Source organism: Microcoleus vaginatus HSN003 (genome assembly GCF_022701255.1).
Taxonomy (GTDB): domain Bacteria; phylum Cyanobacteriota; class Cyanobacteriia; order Cyanobacteriales; family Microcoleaceae; genus Microcoleus; species Microcoleus vaginatus_B.
In genome coordinates this window covers 441,736-454,354 of the sequence record NZ_CP031705.1, presented here as the reverse complement: position 1 = coordinate 454,354, position 12,619 = coordinate 441,736, and the positions used below count along the sequence as shown (strand labels likewise).

The 12,619-nt window shown below is 45.8% G+C and carries 15 protein-coding genes; 7 read left to right on the top strand and 8 right to left on the bottom strand.

All coding sequences use genetic code 11. From position 1 onward, the window contains the following. Window positions 1-21 precede the first annotated feature (21 nt). Window positions 22-738 carry a ribose-5-phosphate isomerase RpiA gene (gene rpiA / locus D0A37_RS01960; RefSeq protein ID WP_242720466.1) on the top strand — a complete coding sequence of 239 codons (717 nt, stop codon included), beginning with the start codon at window positions 22-24 and terminating at the stop codon, window positions 736-738. Window positions 739-793: 55 nt separating this feature from the next. On the opposite strand, the gene D0A37_RS01955 is transcribed toward rpiA, so the two are convergent. After that, window positions 794-946, bottom strand: a complete 153-nt coding sequence (locus D0A37_RS01955) for a hypothetical protein (RefSeq protein ID WP_242720464.1) — start codon at window positions 944-946, stop codon at window positions 794-796. Window positions 947-1,136: 190 nt separating this feature from the next. Here D0A37_RS01955 and D0A37_RS01950 point away from each other — a divergent pair, with 190 nt between their 5' ends. Both D0A37_RS01950 and D0A37_RS01945 read left to right on the top strand, forming a co-directional pair. Beyond that, a complete protein-coding gene (locus D0A37_RS01950) occupies window positions 1,137-2,318 on the top strand; it encodes an aldo/keto reductase (protein ID WP_242725311.1) in 1,182 nt (393 codons plus the stop codon). 213 nt (window positions 2,319-2,531) lie between these two features. After that, on the top strand, window positions 2,532-3,287 hold the full coding sequence (locus tag D0A37_RS01945) for a Fe-Mn family superoxide dismutase (RefSeq protein ID WP_242720462.1): 756 nt from the start codon (window positions 2,532-2,534) through the stop codon (window positions 3,285-3,287). A 308-nt stretch (window positions 3,288-3,595) separates the two neighbouring features. On the opposite strand, the gene D0A37_RS28835 is transcribed toward D0A37_RS01945, so the two are convergent. The 4 genes from D0A37_RS28835 to D0A37_RS01930 all read right to left on the bottom strand — a co-directional run bounded on the left by D0A37_RS28835 (window position 3,596) and on the right by D0A37_RS01930 (window position 5,934). Beyond that, window positions 3,596-3,943, bottom strand: coding sequence for an SDR family NAD(P)-dependent oxidoreductase (locus D0A37_RS28835; protein WP_278187134.1), 348 nt, complete (start codon window positions 3,941-3,943; stop codon window positions 3,596-3,598). Beyond that, on the bottom strand, window positions 3,933-4,394 hold the full coding sequence (locus tag D0A37_RS28830) for an SDR family NAD(P)-dependent oxidoreductase (RefSeq protein ID WP_278187133.1): 462 nt from the start codon (window positions 4,392-4,394) through the stop codon (window positions 3,933-3,935). The genes D0A37_RS28835 and D0A37_RS28830 overlap by 11 nt, the downstream gene beginning before the upstream one ends. A 25-nt stretch (window positions 4,395-4,419) precedes the next feature. Then, window positions 4,420-5,148, bottom strand: coding sequence for a 16S rRNA (guanine(527)-N(7))-methyltransferase RsmG (gene rsmG / locus D0A37_RS01935; RefSeq protein ID WP_242720460.1), 729 nt, complete (start codon window positions 5,146-5,148; stop codon window positions 4,420-4,422). Window positions 5,149-5,268: 120 nt separating this feature from the next. Further along, window positions 5,269-5,934 (bottom strand): ABC transporter ATP-binding protein, encoded by a 666-nt coding sequence (locus tag D0A37_RS01930; protein ID WP_242720458.1) that lies wholly within the window; start codon window positions 5,932-5,934, stop codon window positions 5,269-5,271. Window positions 5,935-6,342: 408 nt separating this feature from the next. On the opposite strand from D0A37_RS01930, the gene D0A37_RS01925 reads away from it, so the two are divergent. The 3 genes from D0A37_RS01925 (at window position 6,343) to D0A37_RS01915 (ending at window position 8,596) form a co-directional block, all read left to right on the top strand. Continuing rightward, window positions 6,343-7,359 (top strand): Sll0314/Alr1548 family TPR repeat-containing protein, encoded by a 1,017-nt coding sequence (locus D0A37_RS01925; RefSeq protein WP_242720456.1) that lies wholly within the window; start codon window positions 6,343-6,345, stop codon window positions 7,357-7,359. 15 nt (window positions 7,360-7,374) lie between these two features. Next, window positions 7,375-7,827: a DUF3531 family protein gene (locus D0A37_RS01920; RefSeq protein ID WP_242720454.1), complete on the top strand. Its 453-nt coding sequence runs from the start codon at window positions 7,375-7,377 to the stop codon at window positions 7,825-7,827. 337 nt (window positions 7,828-8,164) lie between these two features. Then, window positions 8,165-8,596: an NUDIX hydrolase gene (locus D0A37_RS01915; RefSeq protein ID WP_242720452.1), complete on the top strand. Its 432-nt coding sequence runs from the start codon at window positions 8,165-8,167 to the stop codon at window positions 8,594-8,596. Between the two features lie 151 nt (window positions 8,597-8,747). On the opposite strand, the gene D0A37_RS01910 is transcribed toward D0A37_RS01915, so the two are convergent. The 3 genes from D0A37_RS01910 to D0A37_RS01900 form a co-directional block, all read right to left on the bottom strand. Beyond that, window positions 8,748-9,113: a phage holin family protein gene (locus tag D0A37_RS01910; protein WP_242725308.1), complete on the bottom strand. Its 366-nt coding sequence runs from the start codon at window positions 9,111-9,113 to the stop codon at window positions 8,748-8,750. Between the two features lie 29 nt (window positions 9,114-9,142). After that, on the bottom strand, window positions 9,143-10,234 hold the full coding sequence (gene ychF, locus D0A37_RS01905; RefSeq protein ID WP_242720449.1) for a redox-regulated ATPase YchF: 1,092 nt from the start codon (window positions 10,232-10,234) through the stop codon (window positions 9,143-9,145). A gap of 171 nt (window positions 10,235-10,405) precedes the next feature. Then, window positions 10,406-10,654, bottom strand: a complete 249-nt coding sequence (locus tag D0A37_RS01900; RefSeq protein WP_006633102.1) for a hypothetical protein — start codon at window positions 10,652-10,654, stop codon at window positions 10,406-10,408. Window positions 10,655-11,015: 361 nt separating this feature from the next. On the opposite strand from D0A37_RS01900, the gene D0A37_RS01895 reads away from it, so the two are divergent. After that, window positions 11,016-12,584, top strand: a complete 1,569-nt coding sequence (locus D0A37_RS01895) for an aminotransferase class I/II-fold pyridoxal phosphate-dependent enzyme (RefSeq protein WP_242720447.1) — start codon at window positions 11,016-11,018, stop codon at window positions 12,582-12,584. The last annotated feature ends 35 nt before the right edge of the window (window positions 12,585-12,619 follow it).

Below are 12,619 nucleotides of genomic sequence, written 5' to 3'. Positions count from 1 at the left end.
AACTATTAAGGAGTACCGAACATGACCACAGAACAAGATCCCGTAAAATTGATGAAACAGCAAGTCGGCTTTGCTGCAGCCGATCGCGTACAATCTGGTATGATTGTCGGGCTTGGCACGGGGTCAACTACAGCTTATACTATTCAAGCATTGGGCGATCGCATAAAATCCGGTCAACTCAAAGATATCAAAGGAGTGCCGACATCTTTTCAATCAGAAGTGTTAGCCAAACAGTACGGAGTACCGCTGACAACACTAGATGAAATTGACAGAATTGATGTGGCTATTGATGGCGCTGATGAAGTAGATCCCCACCTCAACTTAATTAAAGGTGGCGGCGCAGCCCACACCCGCGAAAAAGTAGTCGATTACCTCGCCACTCAATTTATTGTAGTAGTTGACAGTTCCAAAATCGTAGATAAATTGGGTTCGACTTTTCGCGTCCCCATCGAAGTTATACCGATGGCATTAACACCAGTGATGCGCGCCATTGAAAAATTGGGTGGCAAACCCGAACTCCGCATGGGTGTGAAAAAAGCAGGCCCCGTAATTACCGATCAAGGTAATATGGTAATTGATGTCAAATTTGATGACATTGCCAACCCCGGCGAAATGGAAAAAAGCTTGAACAACATTCCCGGTGTGTTAGAAAATGGTTTGTTTGTAGACTGTACAGATTTGGTTTTAGTCGGGGAAATCAAAGACGGAAAACCAGTAGTACGGGAGATTTCTAAATAGTCAAAACTGCCCACTGGTTCTCAAAAACTCTTTGTGGAACAGGCATCTTGCCTGTTCAGAAGAATGCTGCCTGCAAAAACTCTTTGTAAAACAGGCATCTTGCCTGTTCAGGAGAATACTGCAAAAACTCTTTGTGGAACAGGCATCTTGCCTGTTCAGGAAAATACTGCAATATGGGAGTTACAACCCGCAAAAATACCAAAAACAAGGTTTCTTATCCTATAGCAACCGTCAAGACTATTAAGAATTTCTTAATCAGTGAAACCCTTGCGATTGTTACATCTTCCTTCTCCCTTCTTCCTTCTTCCTTACATCCGTTACATCCGTTACATCCGTTACAGAATCCGTTGCCGAACTTCCTTCTTCCTTATGCTATAGCTTTAACTTTGATTATGATAATGCAATATCGCAGATTCGGTCGCACAGAATTATCCATGCCCGTCTTTTCCTGCGGTGGCATGAGATATCAGTACAAATGGCAAGACGTGCCAGCCAATGAAATTCCCCCAGACAATCAACAAAATCTAGAAGCGACGATTCGCTACTCAGTTGAATGCGGGATCAATCACATAGAAACTGCTCGCGGTTACGGCACTTCCGAGATGCAATTAGGGCGAATTTTGCCGAACTTTCCCCGCGAAAAGTTGATAGTGCAAACGAAAGTTAGTCCCAAACCGAACTCCCAAGAGTTTCGCGAAGAATTTGAGAAATCCTTAGCTTATTTGCAACTAGAATACGTCGATTTACTGTCACTACACGGCATTAATACATGGGAATTGCTAGAGGAGTCTATGCGTCCAGGTGGCTGCATGGATGTGGCGAAAAAGTTGCAAGCAGAAGGCAAAGTTCGGTTTATTGGTTTTTCCACTCACGGCCCGACGGATGTGATTGTCAAAACAATTGAAACTAATCAATTCGATTATCTTAACTTGCATTGGTACTACATCAATCAAATTAATTGGCAGGCAATTGAAGCTGCTAAACGTCACGATATGGGCGTTTTTATTATCAGTCCTTCCGACAAAGGCGGTCAGCTTTACAGGCCGCCACAAAAATTGGTAGACTTGTGCTATCCGCTGAGTCCGATGGTGTTTAATGATTTGTTTTGTTTGTCGCAGCCGCAAGTACATACTTTGAGTTTAGGCGCAGCCAAACCTGAAGATTTTAACGAGCATCTGAAAGCTGTAGAATTGTTAGATAAAGTCGATGAAATTTTGCCACCGATATTAAAAAAGTTAGAAAAAGCAGCCATTGATAAATTAGGAGAAGATTGGTTTAACACTTGGCACGTCGGTTTACCAACTATAGAAAATACTCCCGGAGGTATTAATATTTATGTGATTTTGTTGCTGTGGAATTTGGCGCAGGCTTACGATACGATCGACTATTGCAAGATGCGCTACAACCTTTTAGGTAATGGGGGCCACTGGTTCCCCGGCCAAAAAGCCGATCGCCTCGATGAATTAGACTTGCGCCGCCCTCTCGCCCACAGTCCCCACGCTGCTAAAATTCCCGGTATTCTTCAAGCAGCCGATCGGCTTTTTGGAGGCGAAGCCATCCAGCGCTTGTCCCAAAAATAATCAAAAAAAAACCCGGTTTCGAGACAGAAACCGGGTTGGGAACCGGAGCACGTGAGTTAGTTACGCGCACACAATTAGCCTATACTTGAGAAACTCTCACAACCATCGCCCATCCGTCTCATCCATTCGGGCGATAGCACTTTTTTTCTCAACTCACTCCCATTTTGCTTTAATCTGAGATAAAACAGTTAATAATTCACTTAGGTACTTTTTATGACTCTTAAACGCCGAGATTTCTTGTATTTAGTGACTGCCACCGTGGGAGCTATTACCGCAGGTGCTTGCCAAGCGTCAGGAAATAATGTATCGCAAGCAAGTCCAGTTGCAGAAAGCCCAAAAATAGCCCAAACCCCCGGGCCTTTTACACTGCCACCTTTGCCTTACGAATACAATGCTTTAGAACCGCACATCGATGCGCGGACAATGCAATTTCACCACGACAAACACCACGCCGCTTACGTTAAAAACCTTAACGATGCTGTCAGCAAATACCCGCAACTCAAAAATATGAGTGCTGAAAATATGCTGCGAGATTTGAGCAAAGTGCCTGAAGATATTCGCACAACCGTGCGTAACAATGGCGGCGGACACCTAAATCACAGTATGTTTTGGGAAATCATGGGTCCCAACGGCGGCGGCGAACCCACAGGGGCAATTGCAACAGCAATTCAGCAAAATTTCGGCAGTGTTGACGATTTTAAAACAAAATTTAACGATGCCGGCACTAAGCGTTTTGGCAGCGGTTGGGTTTGGCTAGTCCGCAATAAAGCTGGCAAACTTGAGATTACAACTACGGCAAATCAAGACACTCCTTTGATGGATGGCAACTATCCAATTATGGGTAACGATGTTTGGGAACACGCTTATTATCTCAAATATCAAAACCTTCGCGCCGACTACTTAAAAGCTTGGTGGAATGTTGTTAATTGGGCGGCAATTAACAAGCGCTACGAACAGGCGAGCGCCTAGTTCCACAAAGTTTGTTGTTGCGATCGATCGCAAATAGCCTAACAACAAACGCGGTTTTAAGTAGATAGGCGCTGTAAAACGCAATGGAGTAAACGATTGTAAAATATCCTGAGCCTTAAGCATGGCTGACTGAGCCCTGTTTCCATATTGTTAGATGGTTCAGTTTAATTCCACTGAGATGTTTCACCATTGTCAAGAACGGGCTCTCCGGCCCGTTCCACAAAGAATGAGTTTTCTTGTGGAACAGGCATCTTGCCTGTTCCTAAACAAGTAATTGAGAATGGTGCAAGATCTCAGATTCCGCCTACCTACTTATCTTGAGATTCTGCTGTCAAACTCGGGCTGCCCTCAATGTACAATCCACCATCTACCTTTAACACGCTGCCGGTGATGTAGCTAGCTGCATCAGATGCTAGGAAAACTGCTGCTTTGCCTAAGTCTTCCGGGCATCCCATCCTAGCAAGAGGCATTCGGTTGCTGAACGACTCAAGCAATTCGTCGCTATACCAGCGTCGCTCACCCGGAGTATCAGTCCACCCAGGTTCTAGGAGGTTGACCCGAATTTTGTGCCACATCAATTCATTCGCCATCGAAAGAACGAGGTGATGACAGGCTGCTTTGGTGGTGTTGTAGTCAATCGCACCCTTATATCGCACCCTTATACGGAAAATGAGCGTGCGGGGATGAGATATGGATAATCGAGCCGAGGGCCTTCCTTTCCACCATACGGCGGGCGACTATTTGACAGATGTGAAACACACCATACACGCCTATTTCTAGTGTCCGCTGTAAATCCTCAAATTTAGTTTCTAGCAAAGTGTTTCGGACGCTGGCGATCGCATTTGTCACTAGAATATCGATATGACCGAGTTCTTGTTCGCACGTCTCCACCATCCTTTCCACTTGGTCACGCTGTGAGACATCTGCTTGAATCGCTATAGCGCGACGCCCGACAGAGTGAATCTGGTTAACTACTTCGAGTGCAGATGTTGGGGAATCGCAATAGTTGACACAAATATCTGCACCCGCTTTGGCTAATTCAAGGGCGATGCCAGCACCAATTCCTTTCGAGCTACCTATGACAAGTGCAATCTTATTGGCAAGCATAGTTAGTATGGAAAAACGGCTATAGCTAGCGCACGGGACGATCGAACTGCTGTACAACTTTCCGCAAGTAAACGCAGTGCCGCGCCCCCTGACTCGTCGGCGTTGTGAATGCTTCGACCGACTCAATTTTACCGCCCAAATGCTCGATCGCCCTTTGCAACTCGGTTTCTTCCTCCACCGTCCAATTCCCACGGTAAAGTACCGCCAAACCGCCATTTTTCAGCAGAGGCAGCGCGCATTTAGCGCAGAGAGGAGCGGCTCCAACAGCTCGGAGAACGGCTAAATCATAAGCTTGTTTGTGCTGTGGCTGTCGGCCAATTTCATCGGCTCTCCCCAACAAAGTCGCAGCATTTTCTATGCCTAAAGACGGCAAAACTGTTTCCAAGAAATCAATTTTCTTGCGAGTAGAATCGAGCAACGTAACTGATAGTTGCGGCAGGGCGATCGCGATTGGCAACCCCGGAAAACCCCCACCAGTCCCAATGTCGATCGCTTTCTGCACCGAACCGGCGGACAATTCGGGATTTTCCGCCGAATTGTGATTAGCGGGCAGCAGTCTGGCAATTCCCCGCAGAGAATCCCACAAATGTTTTTCCCAAAACTCCATCGGCTCCGTAATTCGAGTTAAATTCAAGGAGCGATTTCCCTCGACAATTAACTCATAAAGTCGCTGAAATTGTTGTTGCTGCGACTCATCCGGCTGCCAATTCAGCGTTTTTTGCCACAACTCGTTCATCTGGGGCAACACAGGCATTTTAATCTCATTTATCATCTAGTTCGATTCTCACTTTTTTCTTGCTGTCCGCGTAGGCGGACTTCGTTTGTATAGACGCGAATTCTATTCGCCTGGAAACCATTGGAAACGCCAAAAGACTCAAACGCAACTCGTTTCCTTAGCTTCTAACTTAGCCCGATCGACCTCCTGCAAATCCCCGTGGTTTAGAGTCCAAAATCGGTCAGCAACGCTCAACAAATCGCTAGCATCGTGAGTAACAATCAACAAAGTCCAGTGACTTTTTAACTTACTCAACAAGCTTACCAACTGCCGCCGCATCGACCAATCCAAACCCGCCGTCGGTTCGTCCAAAAGTAGCAAATGCGGCTGCCGAATTAGCTGCACCGCCAAGGCTACCCTGCGCTGTTGCCCGCCGCTCAAAGCGTGGGGGGAAGCGCCCAGCGGTAAATGTCCGAGCCCCACTTCTGCCATTGCTGAGTTAATTTGTTCTTGTCTCAATTCAGGATGCCCCAACCGCAATTCTTCTAAAATTGTGCCTCCGCAAAAATGCCTTTCTGGAAACTGGAACACTAAACCTCCTAACTGTTGCAAGTGTTCCGGTGTTAATTCCTGTTCCCGCCAACGGATGTCGCCGCTAGTTTTTTCCGCTAAACCTGCTAATATTTCTAATAGCGTACTTTTGCCAGAACCGCTGCGACCCACAATCAGCCCCATTTGCTGCGAGGCAAGTTCTAAGTTAATATTTTTCAGAATAGGATTCGGACAGGCGGTAGGATGATATACTAAGTTTTTTAGATAAAGCATTAATGGCAGTTGTTAGTTGGCAGTTAGCAGTTGGCAGTTGGCAGTTGGCAGTCAGAAAAATAGTTATTGTTGGATGAGGGAACTCTTGGTTGTCCTATTGATAGTTAAGGCTGTTTCTGGTTGTTGCCGATCGCACACAATTATTTTACATAAATCTTAACAAAAATTTCCTTTTTTTTCAGCTTTTTTCAGCATAGGCGTTTGATTTTTAAGTGTTTTTATGGTATATTTTAATAATGGAAATCTGTCTGTTCATATATTAAAACTGACACTTCCATTATTAAAATATACTGCAACAGCTAGAAAAAATCAAGCAAATTTCACTCTTTTTTTGGTCGCGGCCCGAGAGTTTGAGAATTTAACTCTCTTGTTTCTAGTTTACAGTATATTCCATTGAGAGAATTGACGATGACGAAAACTCCTTTAGCATCGCTGGGCAAGCAAATGTTAAGTTCTAAACAGACAGTGCGGGCGATCGCCTGTGCAGGAGCGATCGCCCTCAGCATCTGCATTAACTCGGCAGTAGCGGGCGATCCCTTTCGCAACAGCAATCCGCAGGCGATCGGGCCCAATACCGAAACCGCTTTCAAAACAATGTTTCAGCAAGGAAACTACAAACAAGCAAAAACTCAAGTTCAACAAGCACTATCAGCCGAACCAAACGAACCGCTAGCCTATGCGATGGCAGCCTCCCTATCATATATCGAGCAGGACTTAAACTCGATGAATTCCTACGCACAGAAAACCCGCGAAGTCGGCGAAAAATTGACGAAAACTAATCCATTGCGCGGTAACATTTACACAGCAGCAGGCCACTTTCTAGAAGGGGCGACCATTATAGCAAAAGAAGGAACAGCCAAAGGCGCGCCCCAAGCGGTGAGTAAATTGCGAGTAGTATTTCAATACCTAGATGCCGCCGATAAAATAGCGCCCAACGACCCCGAACTCAACCTGATCAAAGGCTACATGGACTTAATTCTAGCCACAAACCTGCCCTTTTCCAACCCCAACGAAGCCATTCAAAGACTCGAACAAAAAGCCTCTCCTCGCTACTTAGCGTATCGCGGCATGGCAGTAGGCTATCGAGACTTAAAAAAGTACGATCGCGCTTTAGAATTTGTCAACAAATCCCTAGCAGAAACACCCAACAATCCAGAAGTTCTCTATCTAAAAGCACAAATATTGTTTTCCCAATCCCAGGGGAATAACGGCAACAAAACCTTACTTGAGGAAGCCCGAAAAAACTTCGACGCCGCCTTAGCAAAACCCGACCAACTGCCGCGCAGTTTAGTAGCCGAAATCTTCTTTCAGCAGTGCAGAACCCGTAACCGTCTCGACAGCCAATCTCGCGCCTGCGACCCCATGCGCGATAAAATTAGAGATGCAGATGGAGTCTGGGGGCCGGCGGCCTTACCACCACTATAAAAACACCAAAAAACTATGCAAGTAGAGTTTCGCGAGTTTAACCCCTTTGACCTCTGGATTTGGCTGAAGTTCAGCAACGTGCCTTCCAACGGTGAAAAACAGTATGTTGAAGAAGTGTTTGACTCTTGGTTTTTCTTAGGAAAACTGGGAGGATTTAATGCAGAAAATTTGCAGGTTCAAGATGAAGGCTTAGATATCAGTCAGATGAATTACGATGTTAATCTAGCCGACCAAAGCATGATGGCTTTGATGCACAATATGGGAGAAATGGAGTATCAAGGTTCTTGGGCTCGCTGCTGGTTTGATTTGGGGACTAGCGATGCGATAGGCCTCGATGTTTTGATTAATGTTTTCCAGCAACTCAGCAAAGAATTCGTAACGATTGAAAAACTCATTATTGGCGGGGAAAATAGAAACTGGCCCGTTGACAACACTCGCCGTCGAGAGGCTTTTGCTGCTGATAATTAACCATAGGGGCGGTGTCCCCGTGCCCGCCCTCGCGACTTGCAATAGTAAGGTACGGAACCCGCACCCTAAATAATTAAATTCCCATAAGCCCTAGACTAAGGTTCATGCTCCCAGATTCCATGCTGCAAGTAAGGAATGAGAATTAAATAAACTGCAATGCGTGATTGTTCTTGTGGGATGGGCGTCTCGCCCGTCTATAACGGACGGGCGAGACGCCCATCCCACAAGCCTATTTAAATGATTTAATTCACGCTCCTCAATCCTCAATCCTCAATCCAAAATCTAAAATCTAAAATCTAAAATCTAAAATCGACTGACTGATGACTGATAATTAATTATGCAAAAAGGTATAATTCGCGTAATTGTTTTAGGATTAATTCGATCGGGCGATCGCATTTTCGTGTCAGAATGCGAAGATCCCGTTAAACAAGACACATTTTACCGAGCTCTGGGCGGTGGCATAGAATTCGGAGAACACAGCATCGACGCTTTGCAAAGAGAGTTTCAAGAAGAAATTCAAGCCGCGTTAACAAATATCAAATATTTGGCGTGTTTGGAAAATTTTTTTATTTTTAATGGCCAAGCCGGACACGAACTAATACAACTCTATCAGTGCGAATTTGTCGATCCCAAATTTTATCAATTGGAGAGTCTAGCCTTTGCAGACGGAGAGGGGGTATTTACCGCACTTTGGATGCCGAGCGAGCGCTTTCGATCGGGGGAATTGCGCCTCGTTCCAGAGCAATTTATCGACTACTGCGAAGGCTAATAACTCAACCAATACCCAAAAATACATACCTGATATGGGGGAATTAAACCTAAAATATTTGCCTTAGGGGCGGGTTTCACCTGAAATATTTGCCATAACTAACAGGATGAATAAACCCGCCCCTTCCTTCCGCCCCCCGCATTACCCGGATCTACCTTACACTAGGCAGAGTCCGCAACAGCTCAGAGAGCAAAGAGTTGATAAAACCGAGGGCTATAGCACCCAGCAAAGCACTCCAAATTCCCCACCGCAAGCGAAATCCATCCACTAGCCAAGCCGCCAATCCAAAGATAATCGCGTTGATAACAATTATCCACAAACCAAAAGTTACCAACACCAATGGAAAGCCCAAAACCACAAAAAGCGGCCGCACCAAAGCATTCAGCAATCCAAAAACCGCCGCCGAAATCATCGCTCTTTCAAAAGTGTCAATGTCCACCCCGATGGGCAACTTGGAAATAATAAAAAAGCTCACCGAAGTTACCAGCCAAGCAATTGCCAGCGAAAAGATGTCGATATTCATGTGCCAATCTCCTGGAAAAAAAGCTAAACATTAAATCGGAACAACAGCACATCCCCCTCTTGTACAACATACTCTTTTCCTTCACTGCGAACTAAGCCTTTTTCCTTAGCCGCATTCATCGCGCCCGTAGCAACCAAATCTTCATAAGCTACAGTTTCGGCCCGGATGAAACCCCGTTCAAAATCAGAGTGAATAACCCCTGCAGCTTGCGGTGCTAACATTCCCGCGATAATCGTCCAAGCGCGAGTTTCCTTTGGGCCGCTAGTAAAATAAGTCCGCAAACCCAATAATTCGTAAGTAGCTCGAATCAGAGATTTCAAACCACCTTCTTTTACCCCCAGAGATTCTAGGAAATCCGTTCGTTCTTCCTCGGATAACTCCACCAATTCTGACTCAACTTGCGCCGAAACTATGACAACCTTAGCATTTTCTTTAGCTGCTACTTCCCGCACTTGTTCGACATAGCTATTGCCAGTTGCTAAATCGTCATCAGATACGTTAGCAGCATAGATAATTGGTTTGTTGGTCAGTAATTCCAAACCTTTAACTAATTCAGATTCTTCATCTGTGAAACTGTACTGCCGCGCTGGTTTCCCGGCATTCAAAACCACCACTAATTTTTCGAGCACATCCACTTCGGCCTGAGCTTCTTTATTGTTGCGGGCTAGCTTGCGAGTGCGATCGAGCCTGCGTTCAATTTGAGCTAAATCTGCTAGAATTAATTCGAGATTGATAATGTCAATATCTCGGATCGGATCGACAGAACCGGCAACGTGAATGATATCATCATTCTCAAAACAGCGGACAACGTGGACGATCGCATCTACGGCCCGGATGTGAGACAAAAACTGATTTCCCAGTCCTTCCCCCTGACTCGCCCCCTTCACCAAACCCGCAATATCCACAAATTCCATCCGCGTCGGCACAGTTTGCACGGAATTGGAAATATTGCTCAGCACCTTCAACCGTTCGTCTGGCACTGCCACGATACCCGTATTTGGCTCGATCGTACAGAAAGGAAAATTAGCAGCAGTCGCCTTGGCATTAGCAACCAGAGCATTAAACAAAGTAGATTTGCCCACATTAGGCAGTCCGACAATTCCGGCAGTAAGCATAGCTATTTAGAAACATATCACTGTATCAAAATATCATAAGTATCAGCAATATATCGGACAGGACTTACGGACGCGGCGTGAGAAACCCAGTTTCTGCGCGAATATCTCCTAGCCAAACCCCAGATTTTTCGCAAAAACCGGGAATATGTGCGTAAGTCCTACCTACATAATTTAAACAGGTTCAGGGATTGTCTGAGGAATAGGCTCCGGCACTGTCTGAGGAATCGGAGAAGGTACAGTTTCCGGCACCGGTTCGGGAATTGGCTGCGGAATTGGCGCAGGTACCGGTTCCGGTACTATCCCGGGAATCGGTTCGGGTACGGGGCCCGGCACTGGTGGCGATGCGGGTATAGTCGGCAGCCCCGGTTCGGTACTGGGAATCTGCGGCCCGGGAAACGGACTAGGGTTGGGAAAAATCATGTTAGTTTTTTGCTCGCTAATAGAGATGTTCCAAAAACATTTTGTCGCCACTTCTTCTAGCTAGATTTTCAAACAAAAATAACTGAGTTGTGGTATTGTTTTATCTTATAATTTTAAACTCAAGAGGGCGGCGGATACATCTATCTAAATAGCTATAATTAACTATTACGTCTGCCTAAAATTAGGCCTGGGGCATTAAACTAAGTAGGTGGTTACGAATAAACATTATATGGGGAGGGCGCGTGAGTACAGCAAGAAACTGCCTGAGAGTAAAGATACTGGATCAACGCGCCCCTACAAGATATTAGGGTTTTTTCAGATCGCTCTACTTAAATATCAAATACAGCAATCAAGATTAATCGTGTCACCAGCAAACTGTCAAACAAAAACGCCCCTATTAGATGCTTTGCGCGATCGCACAAATCAGCCGCACGCCCCATTTTATGCCCCCGGACACAAAGGCGGACAAGGAATCTCTCAACCCCTAATTGACTTATTCGGTGCGGCAGTATTTCGAGCGGATTTGCCCGAATTACCCGAGTTAGACAATCTCTTTAATCCAGAAGGTGCAATTGCCGAAGCTCAAGACTTAGCCGCCGAAGCATTTGGAGCAGAATCAACTCGGTTTTTGGCCAACGGTTCGACTTGCGGAATTATCGCCGCCATCTTAGCAACTTGCGGCCCAGGAGATAAAATTATCCTACCTCGAAATATCCACTCCTCGGCGATTTCAGGTTTAATTTTATCCGGTGCAATTCCGATTTTTGTCAATCCAGAGTACAACCCGGAATGGGATATTGCCAACAGCATCACCCCAGAAGCTACAGCCGCAGCATTAGCACAACATCCCGACGCCAAAGCAGTAATGATAGTTTACCCAACCTATCACGGCGTCTGCGGCGATTTGCGGGCGATCGCCCAAATTACCCATCAATACAACATACCGTTATTAGTAGACGAAGCCCACGGCGCGCACTTTAACTTTCATCCAAACTTGCCAGAACCAGCACTATTAGCCGGCGCCGATTTAACAGTACAATCAATCCACAAAACCCTCGGTGCAATGACACAAGCATCGATGCTGCACATCAAGGGCGATCGCATAGATATCCAAAAATTAAATAGAGCATTGCAGCTAGTACAATCTACCAGTCCGAGTTACATACTATTAGCATCCCTAGACGCAGCCCGCCACCAAATCGCCCTCCACGGCAAAGAGTTAATGGCGCAAACTTTACAGCTAGCAGAAAAAGCGCGATCGCGCATCAGTCAAATTCCCGGCTTATCAGTTTTAGAACCGTTAAATACACCGGGTTTTGCAGCATTAGACCGAACGAGGCTAACAGTAAAAGTATCGGATTTAGGAATCACAGGATTTACAGCCGATGAAATTCTGCACTCGCAACTCTGCGTCACCGCAGAACTTCCCATGCCCAGACATTTAACATTTATTATCAGCTTGGGAAATACAGAATTAGATATTGACAATTTAGTTAGAGCTTGTACTCTTTTAGAAGGAAGAAGGAAGAAGGAAGAAGGAAGTTCGGCAACGGATTCTGTAACGGATGTAACGGATGTAACGGATGTTAGGAAGAAGGAAGAAGTCCGAAAGAAGAAGTCCGAGAGAAGAAGTCCGATGTCCGATGGAAGATTTGCCCAATCTCCCAATCTCCCACTCTCCCCCTCTCCCCCACTCTCCCCCCGTGAGGCTTTCTTTTTCCCAGCGGAAACAGTACCCGCAGACAAAGCAGTCGATCGACTCAGCGCCGAACTCATCTGTCCCTATCCCCCAGGAATACCAGTCCTGATGCCCGGTGAAATCATTACCCCAGCAGCCGTTGACTACCTGCAACAAATCCTTGCCGCCGGCGGAAAAATCACAGGTTGCAGCGATCCCGGCCTCCAAACTCTCAAGGTTGTGCGACAGTAAATATTAAGGCTTGGAGGAAATTGGCAGAATTTCTA

What these genes read in the sequence shown, in the direction of transcription:
- rpiA (WP_242720466.1), top strand. Translation starts at nt 22, where the DNA reads ATGACCACAGAACAAGATCCCGTAAAATTGATGAAACAGCAAGTCGGC.
- D0A37_RS01950 (WP_242725311.1), top strand. Translation starts at nt 1,137, where the DNA reads ATGCAATATCGCAGATTCGGTCGCACAGAATTATCCATGCCCGTCTTT.
- D0A37_RS01945 (WP_242720462.1), top strand. Translation starts at nt 2,532, where the DNA reads ATGACTCTTAAACGCCGAGATTTCTTGTATTTAGTGACTGCCACCGTG.
- D0A37_RS28830 (WP_278187133.1), bottom strand. Translation starts at nt 4,394, where the DNA reads ATGCTTGCCAATAAGATTGCACTTGTCATAGGTAGCTCGAAAGGAATT.
- rsmG (WP_242720460.1), bottom strand. Translation starts at nt 5,148, where the DNA reads ATGCCTGTGTTGCCCCAGATGAACGAGTTGTGGCAAAAAACGCTGAAT.
- D0A37_RS01930 (WP_242720458.1), bottom strand. Translation starts at nt 5,934, where the DNA reads ATGCTTTATCTAAAAAACTTAGTATATCATCCTACCGCCTGTCCGAAT.
- D0A37_RS01925 (WP_242720456.1), top strand. Translation starts at nt 6,343, where the DNA reads ATGACGAAAACTCCTTTAGCATCGCTGGGCAAGCAAATGTTAAGTTCT.
- D0A37_RS01920 (WP_242720454.1), top strand. Translation starts at nt 7,375, where the DNA reads ATGCAAGTAGAGTTTCGCGAGTTTAACCCCTTTGACCTCTGGATTTGG.
- D0A37_RS01915 (WP_242720452.1), top strand. Translation starts at nt 8,165, where the DNA reads ATGCAAAAAGGTATAATTCGCGTAATTGTTTTAGGATTAATTCGATCG.
- ychF (WP_242720449.1), bottom strand. Translation starts at nt 10,234, where the DNA reads ATGCTTACTGCCGGAATTGTCGGACTGCCTAATGTGGGCAAATCTACT.
- D0A37_RS01900 (WP_006633102.1), bottom strand. Translation starts at nt 10,654, where the DNA reads ATGATTTTTCCCAACCCTAGTCCGTTTCCCGGGCCGCAGATTCCCAGT.